The sequence below is a fragment of the Paraburkholderia phenazinium genome, from assembly GCF_900142845.1.
Classification (GTDB): domain Bacteria; phylum Pseudomonadota; class Gammaproteobacteria; order Burkholderiales; family Burkholderiaceae; genus Paraburkholderia; species Paraburkholderia phenazinium_A.
Window position 1 is genome coordinate 942,863 of record NZ_FSRU01000001.1, and the last position, 17,818, is coordinate 960,680.

The 17,818-nt window shown below is 62.3% G+C and carries 14 protein-coding genes; 7 read left to right on the forward strand and 7 right to left on the reverse strand.

The annotated features are described in order from the left end of the window. The first annotated feature begins 152 nt into the window (after positions 1-152). Positions 153-1,556, forward strand: coding sequence for an MFS transporter (locus tag BUS12_RS04090; RefSeq protein ID WP_074297070.1), 1,404 nt, complete (start codon positions 153-155; stop codon positions 1,554-1,556). 166 nt (positions 1,557-1,722) lie between these two features. Continuing rightward, positions 1,723-3,447, forward strand: a complete 1,725-nt coding sequence (gene ggt, locus BUS12_RS04095; RefSeq protein WP_074294361.1) for a gamma-glutamyltransferase — start codon at positions 1,723-1,725, stop codon at positions 3,445-3,447. A gap of 45 nt (positions 3,448-3,492) precedes the next feature. On the opposite strand, the gene BUS12_RS04100 is transcribed toward ggt, so the two are convergent. Together BUS12_RS04100 and BUS12_RS04105 are read right to left on the reverse strand one after the other, a co-directional pair. Continuing rightward, positions 3,493-3,762 (reverse strand): hypothetical protein, encoded by a 270-nt coding sequence (locus tag BUS12_RS04100; RefSeq protein ID WP_074294362.1) that lies wholly within the window; start codon positions 3,760-3,762, stop codon positions 3,493-3,495. Positions 3,763-3,878: 116 nt separating this feature from the next. Then, positions 3,879-4,934: a S1C family serine protease gene (locus BUS12_RS04105; protein WP_074294363.1), complete on the reverse strand. Its 1,056-nt coding sequence runs from the start codon at positions 4,932-4,934 to the stop codon at positions 3,879-3,881. 124 nt (positions 4,935-5,058) lie between these two features. On the opposite strand from BUS12_RS04105, the gene BUS12_RS04110 reads away from it, so the two are divergent. Together BUS12_RS04110 and ppk2 are read left to right on the forward strand one after the other, a co-directional pair. Further along, on the forward strand, positions 5,059-5,439 hold the full coding sequence (locus BUS12_RS04110) for a VOC family protein (protein WP_074294364.1): 381 nt from the start codon (positions 5,059-5,061) through the stop codon (positions 5,437-5,439). A 154-nt stretch (positions 5,440-5,593) separates the two neighbouring features. Beyond that, positions 5,594-6,520 (forward strand): polyphosphate kinase 2, encoded by a 927-nt coding sequence (ppk2, locus tag BUS12_RS04115; RefSeq protein ID WP_074294365.1) that lies wholly within the window; start codon positions 5,594-5,596, stop codon positions 6,518-6,520. Between the two features lie 122 nt (positions 6,521-6,642). Here ppk2 and BUS12_RS04120 read toward each other — a convergent pair whose 3' ends face one another. Then, positions 6,643-8,229, reverse strand: coding sequence for an inorganic phosphate transporter (locus BUS12_RS04120; protein ID WP_074294366.1), 1,587 nt, complete (start codon positions 8,227-8,229; stop codon positions 6,643-6,645). Positions 8,230-8,597: 368 nt separating this feature from the next. Here BUS12_RS04120 and BUS12_RS04125 point away from each other — a divergent pair, with 368 nt between their 5' ends. Together BUS12_RS04125 and BUS12_RS04130 are read left to right on the forward strand one after the other, a co-directional pair. Beyond that, positions 8,598-9,539: a LysR substrate-binding domain-containing protein gene (locus BUS12_RS04125; RefSeq protein WP_074294367.1), complete on the forward strand. Its 942-nt coding sequence runs from the start codon at positions 8,598-8,600 to the stop codon at positions 9,537-9,539. 460 nt (positions 9,540-9,999) lie between these two features. Then, on the forward strand, positions 10,000-11,889 hold the full coding sequence (locus BUS12_RS04130; RefSeq protein WP_083640236.1) for a bifunctional diguanylate cyclase/phosphodiesterase: 1,890 nt from the start codon (positions 10,000-10,002) through the stop codon (positions 11,887-11,889). A gap of 4 nt (positions 11,890-11,893) precedes the next feature. On the opposite strand, the gene BUS12_RS04135 is transcribed toward BUS12_RS04130, so the two are convergent. Further along, positions 11,894-13,183 (reverse strand): Nramp family divalent metal transporter, encoded by a 1,290-nt coding sequence (locus BUS12_RS04135; RefSeq protein WP_074294369.1) that lies wholly within the window; start codon positions 13,181-13,183, stop codon positions 11,894-11,896. 395 nt (positions 13,184-13,578) lie between these two features. On the opposite strand from BUS12_RS04135, the gene BUS12_RS04140 reads away from it, so the two are divergent. Continuing rightward, complete coding sequence (locus tag BUS12_RS04140) at positions 13,579-14,223, forward strand: H-NS histone family protein (protein WP_074294370.1); 645 nt, start codon at positions 13,579-13,581, stop codon at positions 14,221-14,223. A 91-nt stretch (positions 14,224-14,314) separates the two neighbouring features. Here the strand turns inward: BUS12_RS04140 and BUS12_RS04145 are convergent, their stop codons facing one another. The 3 genes from BUS12_RS04145 to BUS12_RS04155 all read right to left on the reverse strand — a co-directional run bounded on the left by BUS12_RS04145 (position 14,315) and on the right by BUS12_RS04155 (position 17,803). After that, on the reverse strand, positions 14,315-14,518 hold the full coding sequence (locus tag BUS12_RS04145) for a cold-shock protein (protein WP_074266324.1): 204 nt from the start codon (positions 14,516-14,518) through the stop codon (positions 14,315-14,317). 109 nt (positions 14,519-14,627) lie between these two features. Next, positions 14,628-15,734 carry a VTT domain-containing protein gene (locus tag BUS12_RS04150; RefSeq protein WP_253190001.1) on the reverse strand — a complete coding sequence of 369 codons (1,107 nt, stop codon included), beginning with the start codon at positions 15,732-15,734 and terminating at the stop codon, positions 14,628-14,630. 53 nt (positions 15,735-15,787) lie between these two features. Further along, positions 15,788-17,803: a bifunctional DedA family/phosphatase PAP2 family protein gene (locus BUS12_RS04155; RefSeq protein ID WP_074294372.1), complete on the reverse strand. Its 2,016-nt coding sequence runs from the start codon at positions 17,801-17,803 to the stop codon at positions 15,788-15,790. Positions 17,804-17,818: the final 15 nt, after the last annotated feature.

Here is a 17,818-nt window from a genome sequence, read left to right on the forward strand (position 1 = left end):
TGAGCGCCACGAGGTCTGTCCGCGGAGAGACGAACACGCGGGCAGGCCGTATCTTATGCTGCTGCTTTAGCCCAATCTGACAACATCTGTTGCCGGGTCGATGCCATAATTGAGGCTTTATGCCGACGGCTTTGCCACCCGTCGTCCTGCCAATGCCTCTTGCCCTGGGTGCATTCATCGTTCCGCTGATCGTCGCGTGTGCGATGTTCATGGAAAACGTGGACGGCACGGTCATCGTGACGTCGCTTCCCGTTCTGGCGCGTGACCTCGGTCAGAGTCCCATCACCCTCAAGCTTGCCATCACCAGTTATGTGATCGGCCTCGGCGTCTTCATTCCTATCTGCGGCTGGGTGGCCGACCGCTTCGGCTCCCGCACGGTGTTCCGCACGGCCATTGGCATCTTCATGACCGGCTCGCTGATGTGCGCGGCCTCTACTTCGCTCGGCACGTTTGTCTTTGCGCGCTTCGTGCAGGGCTTGGGCGGCGCGCTGATGGTGCCGGTCGGGCGCATCATCATTTTCCGCTCGATGCCGAAGTCGCAATTCATTCGCGCGGTCAACTACCTCACGGTGCCCGCATTGCTCGGGCCGGTGCTCGGGCCGCCGCTCGGCGGATTCATCACCACGTATCTGCACTGGCGCCTGATCTTCTTTATCAACATTCCGATCGGTGTGCTCGGCATCTGGCTCGCGAACAAGCACATCGCCAATGTGCGCGAGGCGCATCCGGGGCGTCTCGACTGGGCCGGCTTCGTGTTGTCGGCGGGTGGGGCTTCGTCGTTCATGCTGGGCGTCTCGCTGATCGGCGGAGAACTGGTGTCGAATACGCTGTCGCTCGGTATGACCGTGGCCGGCGCCGCGCTGCTGCTCGTCTACTGGCTGTATGCGAGCCGGGTCGAATTGCCGGTGCTCGATCTGCGCCTGCTGCGCATCCCGAGTTTTCACGCGAGCGTGCTGGGCGGTTCGCTGTTTCGCATCGGTCTTGGCGCCGTGCCCTTCCTGCTGCCGCTGGCGTTGCAGGAAGGACTCGGCATGACAGCCTTCGTGTCAGGCTCGATTACGTGCGCCTCGGCCTTCGGCTCGATCTTCATGAAGACGGTCGCTTCGCGCGTACTCGGACGCTTTGGCTTCCGCAAGGTGCTGATGGTCAATGCGTGCTTCGCCGGACTGGCGATCGCCGTGTACGGATTGTTTTTCCCCGGCATGCCCCATTGGGCGATCTGGTGCGTCGTGTTGTTCGGCGGCTTCTTCCCGTCGCTGCAGTTCACGTCGTTGAATACGCTCGCTTATGCGGATATCCCTAGCCGCGACATTGGCCGCGCCACCAGCGTGGCGAGCGTGATCCAGCAGATTTCGCTTGGGCTCGGCGTGACGATAGGCGGGCTCGTGCTGCAGATCTCGCATCATCTGCAAGGCCATCCGGCGATTGTGTGGTCCGACTTCTGGCCCGCGTTTCTGGTGGTGGGGCTGTTCTCATTGGGCTCGATTCCGGTGACCGCACGCATGCCGCAAGGCAGCGGCGACGAAATCGCCAGAGGCGGCAGAGGGCGCGCATAACAGCAAGACCCTGCCACGAGCGCCAGGCAGAAACGAAGTGGATGAATTCGTTGCAGCACAGCAAGTTAGGACTGCAGTCGGTGGCTTCGCAAAACACCGTCACGCATGCTATAAGCGAAGGCAGTCGTTTTTTTCACCGCGAAAGAATGGTCATGGAGGAGAGTCAATGTCGTTGGATAAAGTCAAGCTGTCCGCAAGCGCATTTGCCGTTGCCGCACTCGTCACGGTCTCGAGCGGCTTGCTCGAAACGGCCCCCGCGTACGCGAAAACATCCGATCAACCTGCTGTTCTCAACGCCTCGGCCATCGCCGTTGCGGACAAGTTCAGCGCCGACGCCGCCGAGCAGATCTTCAAGGAAGGCGGCAATGCCGTCGATGCCGCTGTAGCCATTGCCTTCACGCTTGCCGTGACCTATCCGGAAGCCGGCAATATTGGCGGTGGCGGCTTCATGACGCTCTACGTAGACGGTAAGCCTTACTTTCTCGACTATCGCGAGAAGGCGCCGATCTCGGCGACACGCAACATGTACCTCGACGACAAGGGCAACGTCATCAAGGGCATGAGCCTGTTCGGCTATCGCGCGGTGGGCGTGCCGGGCACCGTCGAAGGCATGTGGGAAGCGCAGCGCCGTTTCGGCAAGCTGAAGTGGAAGCAGGTGCTGGCGCCGGCCATCAAGTACGCCACGGATGGCTTCGAAGTGAGCGAGCAGTTGCAGCAGCGCCGCGACGACGCGGCCAAAGACTTCGCGGGCAAGACCAACTTCGATACTTACTTCGGCAACCTCAAGCAGGGTGTCAATTTCAAGCAGCCGGATCTCGCCGCGGTGCTGACGCGCATTGCCAACCAGGGCGCCAAAGACTTCTACGACGGCAAGACGGCCGACCTGATCGCCGCATCGATGCGCGGTCACGGGCTGATCACCAAGCAGGACCTGCACGAATACAAGGCCGTGTGGCGTCAGCCGGTCGAGGCGAACTGGAACGGCTATCACGTGATCACCGCACCGCCGCCGAGTTCGGGCGGCATCGGCCTCGTGCAGTTACTGAAGATGAAAGCGGACCTTGCGCCTGACTTCAAGGACGTGCCGCTCAACTCGGCGCAGTACGTGCACCTGATCGCGGAAATCGAAAAGCGGGTGTTCGCCGATCGCGCGCAATACCTGGGCGACCCCGACTTCTACAAGGTACCGGTCGCCCAGCTGATCGACGATTCGTATCTGGCCAAGCGCGCTGCCGAGGTCAATCCGACTACGCCTTCGGATACGAAGAGCGTGCAGCCGGGACTCGGCACCTCGATGCCGGAGAAGGCCGAGACCACGCATTTCTCGGTGATCGACAAGTGGGGTAACGCTGTCTCGAACACGTACACGATCAACGGCTACTTCGGCTCGGGCGTCGTGGTGGACGGCACGGGTATCGTGCTCAACGACGAAATGGATGACTTCTCGGCCAAGCCGGGCATGGCGAACCAGTTCGGCGTGGTGGGCAGCGACGCGAATGCGATCGAACCGAAGAAGCGGCCGCTGTCGTCGATGACGCCCACCATCCTGACGAAGGACGGCAAGGTGTCGCTGGTGATCGGCACGCCGGGCGGCTCGCGCATCTTCACGTCGATCTTCCAGGTGATCAACAACGTCTACGACTTCAATATGCCGTTGCAGGACGCGGTGGCCGCGATGCGCTTCCACCACCAGTTGCTGCCGCCGAACACGATCTTCTGGGAGCCGTACAAGCCGATCGAGGGCGAACTCGCGCAGCAGATCGAAGCGAAGGGCTACAAGCTGCAAGGCCAGGACTTCAGCGGCGACATTCAGGTGATCAAGGTCAATGGCGATACGCCCGAGCCCGCTGCCGATCCGCGTGGCCGCGGTGTGACGCGGATGGTCCAGTGAGGGTTTGACGCAGCGGCGGTGTGAGCGCGTTTCGCGCCGCACCGCTTACAGCTCTGTAAACCGCCCAAAGAAGCGTTCCCATGCTTCCTTGTCCGTCGCGGAGAGGGTGGGGTTCGACGTCACGCCGAACGCCTCTTCGCGGGCGCGGATGCAGGCATCGATAAACTGCTGCAAGGTGTCGCGATCGGCAAACACCAGTTCGCGTCGCGATGCGGCAATCTCCACGCGCGCCGGCGTTTTGCTCACACGCGGCACGCCGGCGTCATCCGGGCCGGCGGTGTCCCGCGTGACCCGCACCTGATAGTTGCCTGTCACATCGATCTCCCATGCCAGATGATGGCGGTTTGCTGTCCGAGGGTCGGTTCCCTCAGTATAGAAAATCGCTGTGACACTGTTGGATTTCTCTGGCTTTTCTGCCGTGCGGTTCGGCCTTAGCTAGCCTGTTCGACCGGTGTGAGCGTCAACTCGAGCCGCTGCGCGCCGCGCAGCACCGTCACGTTGACCGGGCGGTCGATCCGCGACGCATCCAGCACGCGTTGCAGGCTGTCGACACCATCCACGGGCAGCGTATCGATCGCGACGATCGTATCGTCCGTGCGCAGTCCGCCTATTGCCGCCGGGCTGGCCTTGACGATTTCCATGACCCGCACGCCGGTTTCCGAGTCGAGGCCAAAGTAGCGTTGGACGCGCCGCGACAGCGGCGTGGTGGTGCCCGCTACGCCGATATACGCGCGCCGCACCCGGCCGTGCGCGAAAATCTGCATGATGACCCACTTCGCGGTATCGATGGCCGTCGCAAAGCAGATGGCCTGGGCGCCGGGGATGATCGCCGTGTTCACGCCGATCACCTGGCCCGCGGAGTTGATCAGCGGGCCACCCGAGTTGCCGGGATTCAAGGCCGCGTCGGTCTGGATCACGTCGTAAATCATGCGCCCCGAGTTCGAGCGCAGCGAGCGGCCGAGCGCGGAGACCACGCCGGTGGTGACGGTCTGCTGCAGGCCGAGCGGGTTGCCGACCGCAATCGCAATCTGACCGACCCGCACCCGTCCGGATTCGCCCAGTTCGACGTGCGGCAACGGTTCGGCCGAACCGATCCGCAGCACGGCAAGGTCGCTGCCGGGGTCGTCGCCAACCAGATCGGCGTCGAACTGGCTGCCGTCGGCAAGGGTGACGCGGATCTGGGCGGCGCCGTGTACGACGTGGCTATTGGTCAGCAGGTAGCCGTCCGGCGTGAACAGGAAGCCCGAACCGGTGCCGCCGCGCGTGCCGCGGCCGCCCGGATTGGCGGGCGTGCGGTGTTCGACGGCAATGAACACCACCGCCTGCTGGACCCGCTCCAGCGCGCCGATCACGGTGCGCGAGTAGGCGTCGAGCAAGGCGTCGTCGTTCAGGGCGGACGGTGTGGCGGACGCGGCGGCGCCGACGGACGCGTCCGGCTCGGACGAGGCGCGCGACAGATCATCAATAAAACGGGGACGGCTTCCCATGGCGAAGCTCCGGACAGGGCGGGAGCGTAACTGCAGGGCTGTCCATCCGTTTTCAAGATGCGGGTACGGGTGTGAGAAACTGGCCGTGCCGACGCCCCGTGCGCCAGATGCAAGGAGTACCGCAATGACTGAAGCTGACCCCTCCGAGGCGCCGCGCATCGAGTCGCTGAGCGCGATCACGCTGGCGACCCATGACATGGCGCGGGCCGTGCCGTTTTATGAAGCGCTAGGTTTCCCGCTGAAGTACGGCGGTCCGCAGGAAGCGTTTACATCTTTTGCGTTCGGCTCGTCGTTTCTGAACCTGATTGCCGATAGCCGCGGCCCGATTCACTGGTGGGGGCGGGTGATCGTTTACGTGTCGGACGTGGACGGGATTTATCGCAGGGCGCTGGCGGCCGGGTTGCAGCCCGAGTCCGCACCCGCGGATGCGCCGTGGGGCGAGCGCTATTTCCACCTGACCGACCCGGACGGCCACGAGTTGAGCTTCGCGAAGCCGTTGCGCTAGCCGGATTGGATCGCGTGGAAAACTCGCTATCATGAGTTGATGCAAGCCGTGCCGCCCCAGTAATAACAGTGACACCTCGATCGCCGATAATCGGCCGGTCGCCGCTGCGTCCGGCGCAGTGGGCTTACCTATTCCCGTTTCCAGGAGAGTCGCGATGAAAGAGCAGGATCCCAGAGCCGATATGGCGTCGATGGCGGAGCGGCAGCGCCGTTTTGAAGAGGATCTCATCGACGCGTACGACGAAGAGCTCGAAATGGAAGTGGACGACCGCATCAACGACGGCGAAGCGGGTTTTTCGGCCGAGCATCGCGAGGCGCGCAAGAAGTACTTCCGCGAGCTGTTCCGTCTGCAGGGCGAACTGGTCAAGCTGCAGGACTGGATCGTCGCCACGGGACACCGGCTCGTGGTGATCTTCGAGGGACGCGACGCGGCGGGCAAGGGCGGCGCGATCAAGCGCATCACGCAGCGTCTCAACCCGCGTGTGTGCCGGGTTGCGGCACTGCCGGCGCCGAACAATCGCGAACGCACGCAGTGGTACTTTCAGCGCTATGTGTCGCATCTGCCGGCCGGCGGCGAGATGGTGCTATTCGACCGGAGCTGGTACAACCGCGCGGGTGTCGAGCGTGTGATGAACTTCTGCACGGACGAAGAGTACGAGGAGTTTTTCCGCTCGGTGCCGGAGTTCGAGAAGATGCTGGCGCGCAGCGGCGTGCAGATTCTCAAGTACTGGTTCTCGATTACCGACGAAGAGCAGGAAATCCGCTTCCAGACACGTATTCACGACCCGCTCAAGCAGTGGAAGCTGAGCCCGATGGATCTGGAGAGCCGGCGCCGTTGGGAGGCGTACACGCATGCGAAGGAAGTGATGCTGCAACGCTCGCATATTCCCGAGGCGCCGTGGTGGGTGGTTCAGGCGGTCGACAAGAAGCGCGCGCGTCTGAACTGCATTCACCATCTGCTGAGCCAGGTGCCGTATCACGAGGTCGAGCATCCGCTGATTACGCTGCCGGAGCGCGTGTACAACACGGAGTACATCCGGCAGCCGGTGCCGGCTAACATCATCGTGCCGGAAGTGTATTGAGCGGCTGACGGGTGTTTGCGGCAGGCGGGTGGCGGGAGAGGCAGGTTACTAGTGTGATGGTAAAGCATCACACTAGTGAACTCGTAAAGCATAAAACAACCGGCTCGCGCCCCGTCGTCCCTTCAAAACACGTGCAGGAACACCCAATACAATCCGGCTGCCAGCGCAATGGAAGCGGGCAGCGTCAGCACCCACGCCATCAGCAGACTGCGCACCGTGCTCCACTGCAGCCCCGAGCCGTTGGCCGCCATCGTGCCGGCTACCCCTGACGACAGCACGTGCGTCGTCGACACCGGCAGACCGTAGAGATCGGCCGCGCCGATCGTCAGCATGGCGACCAGTTCCGCCGAGGCGCCCTGCCCGTAGGTCAGATGCTGTTTGCCGATTTTCTCGCCAACCGTCACGACAATCCGCTTCCAGCCCACCATCGTCCCGAGCCCGAGTGCGATCGCCACGGCGACCTTGACCCAGGTCGGAATGAATTTGGTTGCATGATCAACCTGCTTCTTGAAGTTGTCGATCGGCTTCATGTCGTCCTGCGTAAAGGCGGGCTGTTTGGCCTTTTCCATCAGGCGAATCGCCTCGGAGGTGACGTACATGTTGTTACGCACGTTATCGACGACATCTTGCGGCACGTTCGCCATCGAACCCGATGCGCCGACCTGCTGACCGATCTGGTCGGTCAGTTGCTGCAGCGCGGGCAGCGTCTCGGGCGTCAGCTGGCGGGTGCGGACATAGGCCTCGACGGCGGTGCGCGGGTGCGCCGACGGCGGAGCGCCGTTCGTATATTTGGCGAACGTAGCGGAGGCCTGTTGCGACACCGCGACGAAGGTTTGCGTTTCACCAGGCGTGACGGCCTTGTTCAAGGCGTACGCGGTGGGCACCGTGCCGATCAGGATCAGCATGATCAGGCCCATGCCCTTTTGGCCGTCATTCGAGCCGTGTGCGAACGAAACGCCCGTACAGGTGAGGATCAGCAGGCCGCGGATCCAGAACGGCGGCGGCTCCGAGCCCTTCGGTTCGGCATACAACGCCGGCACGCGGACAACGGCTTTCAGTACCATCAGAAGCAGTCCTGAGAGCAGGAACCCGACGATCGGCGAAAACACGAGCGACTTGCCGACGCCCAGCGCCTGATTCCAGTCCACGCCGCTGGTGCCGCTGGCGCCGTGCATCAGTTGATTCATCAGGCCCACGCCGATGATGGAGCCCACTAGCGTATGCGAGCTCGACGACGGCAAGCCGAAGTACCACGTGCCGAGATTCCAGATGATGGCCGCGATCAGCAGGGCGAACACCATCGCGAAGCCGGCGCTGCTGCCGACCTGCAGGATCAGTTCGACCGGCAGAAGCTGCAGCACGCCAAACGCGACAGCGCCGCTCGAAGTCAGCACGCCGAGGAAGTTCCACGTACCGGACCACATCACCGCGATATTCGGCGTGAGCGAATGCGTGTAGATCACTGTGGCGACGGCGTTCGCGGTGTCGTGAAAGCCGTTGACGAACTCGAAGCCGAGCGCGATCAGCAACGCGACGCCGAGCAACAGGTAGGGCAAGAAACTGAGTGACTGTACGGACTGCAGATCGGTTACCAGATGCACGGCGCAATACACCGCGCCGAATGCGATCACAAGGAGGAAAATAATCAGACCAATGCCGCGGCTTCGAGCGTTGGTGGTGGTCGTCTGCGGGTACGAAAGTTCCGGCATGGCGTGAGCCCCAAGGTAGTCGCGTCAACTTTTTATGTTGGTTCATCAATATGTCGCATTCGTGACAGATATGTGTCATTCCGGCCCTTTAGGCGCGCAGAGGGGCCTCGCGCCTTGCCTGGCGGACCTGTGTCATATGTGAAACGCATACGGCTTGCAACTACTATTTCTATTTTGTGGCGGCTAATTTAATTCGTAATACGAAACATATTGCCGATTTCGGTATTCGTCGTTTATCGGCCCTTTCCTCACATCATGAACCCCCGCTGATTGAGTCAACGCTTGCCGTCCGGAAGGCCCGTGGAGCGAACGCGTAAAATGTCACTCCGGTTTGCCGCATCCGATCAGAGACGCCCTTGAAACGAAAAATGCCCGCGCTCAACGCGCTCAAAGCTTTTGAAGTGGCCGGCCGTACCGGCAGCTTCACCCGTGCCGCCGAGTTGCTCAACGTCACCCAGAGTGCGGTCAGCCGGCAGGTGCGTCAGTTGGAAGAGCAACTCGGCGAGGCCTTGCTGCAACGCCGCCATCACCACCTCGAACTGTCGGCCGCCGGCCGCTTGCTCCTGCAGGCGCTGCAGCAGTCGTTCGACAAGATCGAACTGACCGTGCGCAGCATTCAGGAAAAGACCCATCTGAACCGCTTGCGCATCAACGCGCCGCCCACGTTTACGAGCCGCTGGCTGATGCCGCGTCTCGCGCGTCTGCGCGACGCGCACCCGGAACTCGAACTGAGCCTGTCGACGCGCGTCGAGGACAAGCTCGCCGAATCGGGCGTGCTCGATTGCGCGATCCGTTTTGGCGACGGCGAATGGGAAGGCTTCGACAATCGTCTGCTGATGAGCGAACGGCACGTCGCCGTCTGCTCGCCGGCGCTGCTCGCCCGGCACTCGGGGCAGCAGGGCATCGACCTGAATCAGTTCACGCTGCTGCACGTGCTGGCGAGCGACGACCAGCGTTACCTCACCTGGCAGCACTGGCTGAAAGCGGCCGGGATTGACGGCGTCGATACCAGCGGCGGCTACGAATTCGATCTGCTCGATCTGGCGATTCGCGCGGCCGTCGACGGTCTCGGCATCACCATCGCCGACCGCCATATGATCGCCCGCGAACTGGCAACCGGTGAACTCGTGCAGGTGCTGAACGTGCATGTCGACGGTCACCAGTCCTACTGGCTGGTGACGCGCCCGGAGCAGGGCGATCTGCCGCAACTGGCCTTGTTTCGCGACTGGCTGCAGCACGAAGTGTGGTCGACCGAACGCAACCTGGAGCCGTCGGCGTCGTCGCCGGAACGGCTGATCGGCGGCCACTGAACGTTAAGCGGTAAGCGGCGGATAAGCGGCGGATAAGCGGCGGATAAGCGGCGGATAAGCGGCGGATAAGCGGCGGATAAGCGGCGGCCTCGTTTGCGGGTTAGCGTGCCGGCAAGCGGCCACTCACAACGCATAAGGGGGCCTGAAAGCCTGACCAGGAAGCGCCTTTACATGCCGGCCGGCACGACGCCGTAGCGCCTTGCAAACGGCTTGAACGGCGTCGACGGAGCGGTTAAGGCGAAGTAAGTTAGAGGCCCACACCAAAAAGTTCGTTTTCTGCGGTGTTCTGCACGTTTCGCGGCTAGCTCTGCTTTCCGGTTTCGTCTGATTATCTATACACTGGCTCGACGATGACGAAACACAAGGTCGTTCTGAAGAACAAGGTGTGGGCCGCGTAACGGGGAATGGCTTTAACGTGCCGCGCGAGCCGACGCTAACAAGAAGAATTGAGAGCAAGCGTATGGGGCAGCGAGCCGAAGGACCAACTGGAGAACCGCGGGTATTTCTGGAAGGGGTACGTCCGCAGCGCGTGGTGTCGACACGCTGGAGCGTGTTGCTGGCATTCGTGGTGACGACGCTCACCTGTTTATTGAGCGGCGCGCTCAAGAGCATGGCGGGTGAAATCGCAGCTATCTGGCTGACGAATGCGGTGCTGCTGGGCCAGATGATGGTAGTTGCGCCCAGACAGCGCTATTGGGTGCTGGCCGGCGGCATAGCGGGGAACCTGGCGGCCAATCTGATTAGCGAAAGCCTCGCGGTATCGCTCTCTTATACATTGGCCGATACGCTCGAAGTGCTGATTGCGTTCAGCTTTGCGCCGCGCTTGAGCACGGTCGCCGATTTGTTGCGTCCCAAGGCGCTGCTGAGATTTCTGGCCGGTGGCGTGATCCTCGCGCCGCTTTTGTCGGGGCTGCTTGCTACGACGCTGCTGCGCAGCCAGTTGAGCGGCCATCTGCTACCCAATCTTGCCAACTGGTTCGTCTCCGACGCGCTCAGTCTCGTGATCTTTACGCCCGCGGCGGTCGTGTTCTGGAACGGTGAGGCCGCCGATCTCCTGCGTGCGGACCGGCGTCTGAAAACCTTGGCCCTGTTGCTACTGGTGTGCGCCGTCACCGCCGGGGTATTTTCCCAGAGCCGGTTCCCGCTGCTCTACTGGGCGCTGCTGCCCATCGTGCTGCTGGCGTTTCAAGTGGACCTTGCAGGGGTCATGGTGGGCTTATTGCTGTGTCTTGCGATTGCGGTGTCGTTCACCATGCGCGGCATTGGACCGCTGTGGATATTCCCGTATGAGGACATGGAAGCCCGCATCTTCTCGCTGCAACTGTTCCTGTTTGCCGCGTTGTGCATTGCACTGCCGATCAGCGCGACGCAAGTGTCGCGTGGCCGCCTTGTGGGACTCCTGCGCGAGGGCGAACGGCGCTACCGGATACTCGCAGAGAACGCGACCGACATCGTCATGAGTGTCACGCTCGAGGGCCGGCTTACCTATGTTTCGCCGCGTGCTCAAACCGTGATGCGTCGCAATCCTGACGAACTGATCGGTGCGTACTTGCCGGACCTGGTGATTGCTGACGATCGCGATGCGCTGGCCACGGCCATCGAGAATCTGGCGATCGGCGCGAGCGAAATCTCGCAGGTCAGCCGCTTCAGACGACCGGACGGCCAGATCCTCTGGCTGGAAACCTATCTTCGTCCGGTGATCGATCCGTTTTCCGGACAGCCTGAAGCGCTCACGGCGACGACACGCGACATCACGGTACGCAAAGCGGCCGAGCAGCGCCTTGCCGACGAGCGTATCGAACTACAGGGACTGGCGTTTCGCGACGGACTGACGGGACTCTTCAACCGGCGTCATTTCGACCTCGAACTGGCCAATCAATGGCGGCAAGTTGCAGAGGGCGACGGCGCCGGTTTTACGGCGGTCGTGATGATCGATATCGATGCGTACAAGAGCTATAACGACCACTACGGCCATCAGCGGGGAGACGACTGTTTGCGCACGATTGCCCAGACCATCGCATTGTCGGCGCGGCGTCCGACGGATATCGTGGCCCGCTACGGTGGCGAGGAGTTCGCGTTGATCCTTAAGGAGACCGATCTGCATGGTGCGCGCGTGGTGGCGGAGCGCATTCGCCGTGCTGTTGAAGGGCTGCAGGTACCGCATCACGCGAGCGATGTCGGGATGGTGACGGTGAGCCTGGGCGTCGCTGCGCGGCAGCCGCGTGAAGGGGGCGGCGCGGCCAGTCTCGTGGCGGCCGCGGACCGCGCGCTCTACGAGGCCAAGCGGCGCGGCCGCAATCAGACCTTCGTGGCCGAAGACGGCGATGCGGGTCCCGGCTCGCGCGCCTGACGCGTCACGCCGGCCAGAACATGCCGAGCGCCGCGAGTCCCATGATTGCGGTCGCGATCCAGCCCACCCAGCGCAATAGACCCGTCACGGCAAACTCACCCATGATCTCCGGGCGTCCTGACATCAGCATCACCAGCACCATGATCGGCACGGCCGCGAGGCCATTGACGACGGCGGCCCAATACAACGCGTCGATGGGATCGAAATGGGCAAAGGTGAGCGTCACGCCGCCAAAGGTCGCAACCGCCATCACCACGTAAAACTGCTTGGCGACGTTCACCTGCAGCGCCACACTGTTGCGCCAGTTCATCGCACCGGCGGCCGCATACGCAGCGGACCCGGCGAGCACGGGCAGGGCGAGCAAGCCGGTGCCGATCACGGCGAGACTAAACAGCAGGAATGCGAATGGACCGGCGACGGGCTTCAGTGCGCTCGCGGCATCGGCAAACGTTGCGAGTCCCGTGCGATGCACGTGCAAGGTCGCCGCAGTCGAGAGAATGATGAAGAACGCCACGCCGTTCGACATCGCCATGCTGACCCAGGTGTCGAGGTTGATTCGGCGCAGGTGTCCGCTAGCCTGTTTGGGCGCGTCAAGCAGGGTCTCTTGCGCCGGCTCCGAACGGATCTCATCCGCTTCCTGCGACGCGTGCCAGAAAAACAGATAAGGGCTGATCGTGGTGCCCAGTACCGCAACGACAGTGGTCAGGTAGTGGCTGGAGAAGGGTATTGGCGGCTTGACGAGATTCAGGCCCACCGCTTTCCAGTCGAGCCGCATGACGAACGGCGTTGCCACGTAGGCGAGCAATGCGAGCGGGAGCCACTTAAGGAATCGCGCATAGCGATCGTAGGGGACAAAGACTTGCAGCAGCAGGGAAGCGGTGCCCAATAGCACGATGTAGATCTGCACGGGACCGCCGAGCACGAGCGTGACCGCTGCGCCCATTGCCGCCAGGTCCGCTGCAATATTGATCGTGTTGGCAATCAGCAGGACCATGACGGCGGCGTAAAGGATCTGCGAAGGATAGTGGCGGCGCAGGTTGGCCGCGAGTCCGCTGCCGGTGACGCGCCCCATGCGTGCGCTGATCGATTGAATCGCCACCATCAGCGGGTAGGTGAGCAGCACGGTCCATAGCAGGCCGAAGCCGAATTGCGCGCCCGCCTGCGAGTAGGTTGCGATACCGCTCGGGTCGTCGTCGGCCGCGCCTTTCACGAGGCCTGGCCCGAGGCGTCTCGCCCAGGAGCGTTCCGCCTCGTCTTCAACGACGAGTTCAGGCTCGAACGGTTCGTTTGGCACGGTCTTCCCCTATTGGTTTGTGTCCGCACCGAGGCACCGCCGAGGGTGTCGGGTGGGGTTATCGCGCGGCTATTCGTTCTCCGAGCAGCATTATTCGTGCCACGAGGAAATCGTGCGGTTCCGTGAGACGGTTCTTCCCGCGAGGTTGGACGTGGACGGCATTGCCGACTCTAGTCGAAGCATACTCAGTTCTATTAATGAAACAGTCTCGAGCTTCATCCGTGTCGGTCTAAAGCTCGCCTTGCGATTCGATGCGAGGTCAAAGAGTGTGTTCATCAAACATGCTTAAGCGCATTGAAGCGTCCTATGCTTTACTTCGTTGTGCGTGAAACCATAGCGTTTTGCCATGCGCTCATGGCATAGTGCGTCCATTGCCCACACGTAAGGAGGCGGTAATGGCCACTCTAGAGCAAATTCAAGCGCGTATGAAGAAACTCCAGGCGCAAGCCGAAGTGTTGCTTGCCAAACGCGCGCAAGCGGCTGTCGACCAGATCCGCGAACTGATGATCAAGCACGGCTTGACCACCGTCGATATCGAAGCACGCGCCAAGGCAAGGCGCGAAGCCAAGGTGGCCGGACGCCGTCTTTCAAACGGAGCCGCCAGTGCTAAAGGCAAGATGCCGCCCAAGTACAGGGATCCTAAAACCGGCGCAACCTGGAGCGGTCATGCGCGGCCGCCTGCCTGGATCAAGAACGTGAAGGACCGCACCCGTTTCCTGATTGATGGGGCGGCGGCGATTGCGCTGAACGGTAGCGGCGCTAGCCACGCAACGACTGCGGCCAGGAAGGTGTCGGCGAAGAAAGCGGCTGCTAAGAAAGCGCCCGCAAAGAAGGCCACCGCAAAGAAGGCCGTTGCTAAGAAAGCCGTGACGAAGAAGGTTGCAACCCGGAAGGTCGCAACGAAGAAAACCGCGGCCAAGAAACCCGCGGCCAGGAAAACAGCCGTAAAGAAAACGGTTGCCAGGAAGGTTTCAACCGCGAAGCGGGCACCCGCCCGGAAGGCCGCCGCCAAAAAGGCCGCGCCGAGCGCTGCAGCGTAACGGAACCGGCCGCTCGATCGGCTGTTAGAAACGACATTGGCCCGCCAAGGCGGGCCAATGTGTATGCAGGAACGCGAGTTCCGGCGCGCTGTTACAGCGGCGTAATATTGGCCGCTTGCTTACCCTTCGGGCCCTGCTTCACTTCGAAGCTGACCTTCTGGTTTTCTTGCAGCGATTTGAAGCCACTTCCCTGGACTTCAGAAAAATGCGCGAACAGGTCTTCACCGCCGCCGTCCGGCGTAATGAAACCAAAGCCCTTTGCATCGTTAAACCACTTCACTGTACCTGTTGCCATTTTCCTGAATTTTCCAAAAAAGACGTTGTGTTGGTGCCGGTTAGCCGAGGTCGGCAAGACGCGACGCTTCTTTTTACCACAGGCAAATGACAATTCACAACCAGGGTCGCTACCGCCTGCCGCCGGAAGTCCCTCGTTTCGGCGCTACCCCGCGCAGCGTAACGGCCTCGGTCTCCGCCCGCAGGCTTTTCACGCGCGCCGCCAACGCGGCTGCGCTGGCCCGTGACGGAAACGGATCGAAGGCATAACCGCGGCGCGCCCAGGCATCGAGACCGCCCTTTAGCGCGCGAATACGCGTAAACCCTTTGCGGCGCATCTGTTGCGTAATTCGCATCGCCGTCGCCTCATCCTGACAGACGCAATACACCACGCGATTCCTTTCGGGCAAAGCCTCTTCGATGTCCGCCTGCGAGGTCGCGTCGAGCCGCTGCGCGCCGGGTATGCGATGCGTATCGTCCAGTAGCGCCGACTCGGGCCGGGCATCCAGAATAATGGGCGGAGATTCGGTGCGCAGCGTCGCTTCAAGCTGTTCCTGGGTAATCCGAACCCGCTTCAACCAGCGTCTAAAGCGCCAACGCTGGATACAGCGGTAGACGAAGTACAGCAGCGACGCGGCCAGCACCAGGTCGATCACGGTGGTGCCATGCGCCCGGACGGAGAGCACGAACAGGCTGAGCTGCTTTTCGAACACGGCTCCGCCGAGCAGCCAGAATGTTGCCCATACGGAAGCGCCCAGCAGGTCCCATGCGAGAAAGATTTTTGGGTCGACACGGGTCGTGCCCATCAGCGGCGGAGTGGCGATACCCAACCCAGGAACGAATTTGGACACCGACACGATCGGCGCTCCGAAACGTTCAAACAGCGAGCGCGCGGTCCGCACGTGTGTACCGGCGGACATCGACAGGCGCGAAAGGGCATTGATCAGCCGTTGGCCGTACCGGCGTCCCGCGATAAACCAGATCCCGTCGCCGATCAATGCGCCGAGCACGGCTGCGGGCAGCACGTACCAGAACGACAAGGTTCCGCTGGCAATCGCGGAGCCGGCGAAGAGCAGGACCGGTACCGCGGGTATGGGCACACCAAGACGGGTAAGAAGCACGTTTAGAAAAACGACCCCGCCACCCCAGGTCGAAATTTCCGATTGCGGAAACTCTATCAATTGCAGTACTCCTGAGGTCACGAACGAGGGGGAGCGGCATGTCTGCTGTGCCTGCATTCGTGGCGTGCTGTATCTGGAATCGGGAGATCCTGGCAGACGTCAGCACAGGTTCATTCTACGTTTGAATCGATCAGCGTGACGCGCACACCTTCGCATCCGGCGCTGCTCGATACCTCCAGTTCGCGCCAGCCGCTCGCTTCGCCTTGAACGGAGATGAGCGGATCGATTTGCCTGTCGGGACGCAACACATTGAACGGCCACGACGGACGGCGCAAGCGCTCATGCACGAGCGAGCCTAACCAGATCGGCGCAGCGGGCGTGCCGCTTTTACGTTGCACGGCATAGTCGGTGGACCAGAAACGCAAGACGTCGCGTTCGTCGCGCGCGTCGCGGGCGCGAGTAAAGACCAGCGCGGACGGTTCGCCGTTGTTGAGCTTCGGCAGTACCGGCAAGGCGGTGGCTTCGGGATCGGGCGCCACCAGCGAGAGGAGCGAGCGTGCCGACAGTTGCGTGCCTTCTATCCAGCCTCGACGACTCAACTGCGCTTCGATCTGCTCGCGGTTGGCCGACCATTGCACCGTAATCGGCTCGCGCCGGTCGCCCGTCATGTCGGACCGGTAGCACGCGAAGGTCTTCCAGAGCGTATCGGTCCATTGCGCTTCGGTGACCACGTTCAAGGGACGATTCGGCAGGCTGGAAGGTTCGCTGGTGGCGCGGCTAAGGACGATCTGCGGCGCCGCGCTCGCGCAGATCACCAGCAGCATCACGGCAGGCATGAACTCGCGCGAAGCGGGCACCGTGGGGTTGCGCCAGACAGCGGTTAGTGCGACGACGGCGACCCAGATCGCCGCGAATGCGGCGCCGCCAACTGCATCGGAGAACGAAAAACGTCCGAAGTAGAGGCCCGCGAACGCGACGGCAATGACAATCGCGGTGCTGAGCGTCGTCGCAAGAATGCCCTGGATTTTGCCGACCCGCCGCGCCAGCAGAAACGCGAGGAAGCCGTAGACGATCGCGCTTGCCGCGACGTGATTGCTGGGGAACGCATACGCGTCGAAACTCCCTTGACCCAGCGGCGCACGCCGCACGGCCAACTGGATCGCGAAGATCAGCAACTGCGAAAAGGCGACGGCAGCCAGCCAGTAGGCAACCGCCAGCCAGCGCCGTTCATACGTCATCCATACGATCACGGTTGCGACGACGGCTGCGAGTGTGGGGACGCTGCCCAGGGTCGCGAGGCCCGATATCAAGGTGTCGGCCCAGGTGGAGTGGATCGATTGCAGGAATCGATAGACGGACATATCCACCTGAACCAGCGGATCGCCATTGGCGACGCCCTTCAATACTCCGAAGAAAATGCCGGCGAACAACAACACCAGCACGGAGATGATCGCGACGATGCCCATGGCCGGACGCTCGGGATTCAGCACCTGCAGGAGGAAGGTGGCGGCACGTCCGTTGTGACACCGTGCCCAGGCAATCAGTTTGAGACGCGAGGCGATCGTCCATGCCTGTGCGCGCGACAGGATCAGGCGCATCAAGCGGAAGCTGAGCCAACCGATTGCCGCCAGAATCGCAATCACGGCGACGAGTCGAAACGACACTGCGCCGGCCAGTTGCAGCGACGCGCCGAACACGACACCCGGCAGAATGTGCGCCGGCGCCCACAACAGGGCCGACACGACGTTCATCGCATAGAAGCGCACCGGACTCATGCCCAGCATGCCGGCGACGACCGGCACGATCGCTCGCAAGGGCGCGATGAAACGGGCAAACACGACGCTGCGCGCGCCATGCGCCGCGAAATACTGTTTCCCGCCGTGCAGAATCTGTGGATGCGTGCTGAAGGGCCAGAGCTGGACGATCTTGCTGCGGTAGCGGCGACCCAGCCAATAGCTGATGCCGTCGCCGGCGACGGCGCCGGCGAGCGCGCAGGCGAACAGCCAGCCGAGGTTTAGGGTTCCGGTGCCCACGAGGGCGCCGGCGAGGAACATCGCCGTGCTGCCGGGAATAAAGGTGCCGACGACAGCGACCGACTCCAGGAACGCGGCAAGGAAAACCACCGCCAGCGTCCATTCCGCGTGGCCGCCGAGCAGATGCAACAGGTGAAGATACGCGTGCTCCATCTACTTCTCCGGCAG

Coding starts and splice junctions, on each gene's coding strand:
- BUS12_RS04090 (WP_074297070.1), top strand. CDS start 153: ATGCCTCTTGCCCTGGGTGCATTCATCGTTCCGCTGATCGTCGCGTGT.
- ggt (WP_074294361.1), top strand. CDS start 1,723: ATGTCGTTGGATAAAGTCAAGCTGTCCGCAAGCGCATTTGCCGTTGCC.
- BUS12_RS04105 (WP_074294363.1), bottom strand. CDS start 4,934: ATGGGAAGCCGTCCCCGTTTTATTGATGATCTGTCGCGCGCCTCGTCC.
- BUS12_RS04110 (WP_074294364.1), top strand. CDS start 5,059: ATGACTGAAGCTGACCCCTCCGAGGCGCCGCGCATCGAGTCGCTGAGC.
- ppk2 (WP_074294365.1), top strand. CDS start 5,594: ATGAAAGAGCAGGATCCCAGAGCCGATATGGCGTCGATGGCGGAGCGG.
- BUS12_RS04120 (WP_074294366.1), bottom strand. CDS start 8,229: ATGCCGGAACTTTCGTACCCGCAGACGACCACCACCAACGCTCGAAGC.
- BUS12_RS04125 (WP_074294367.1), top strand. CDS start 8,598: ATGCCCGCGCTCAACGCGCTCAAAGCTTTTGAAGTGGCCGGCCGTACC.
- BUS12_RS04130 (WP_083640236.1), top strand. CDS start 10,000: ATGGGGCAGCGAGCCGAAGGACCAACTGGAGAACCGCGGGTATTTCTG.
- BUS12_RS04140 (WP_074294370.1), top strand. CDS start 13,579: ATGGCCACTCTAGAGCAAATTCAAGCGCGTATGAAGAAACTCCAGGCG.
- BUS12_RS04145 (WP_074266324.1), bottom strand. CDS start 14,518: ATGGCAACAGGTACAGTGAAGTGGTTTAACGATGCAAAGGGCTTTGGT.
- BUS12_RS04150 (WP_253190001.1), bottom strand. CDS start 15,734: ATGCAGGCACAGCAGACATGCCGCTCCCCCTCGTTCGTGACCTCAGGA.
- BUS12_RS04155 (WP_074294372.1), bottom strand. CDS start 17,803: ATGGAGCACGCGTATCTTCACCTGTTGCATCTGCTCGGCGGCCACGCG.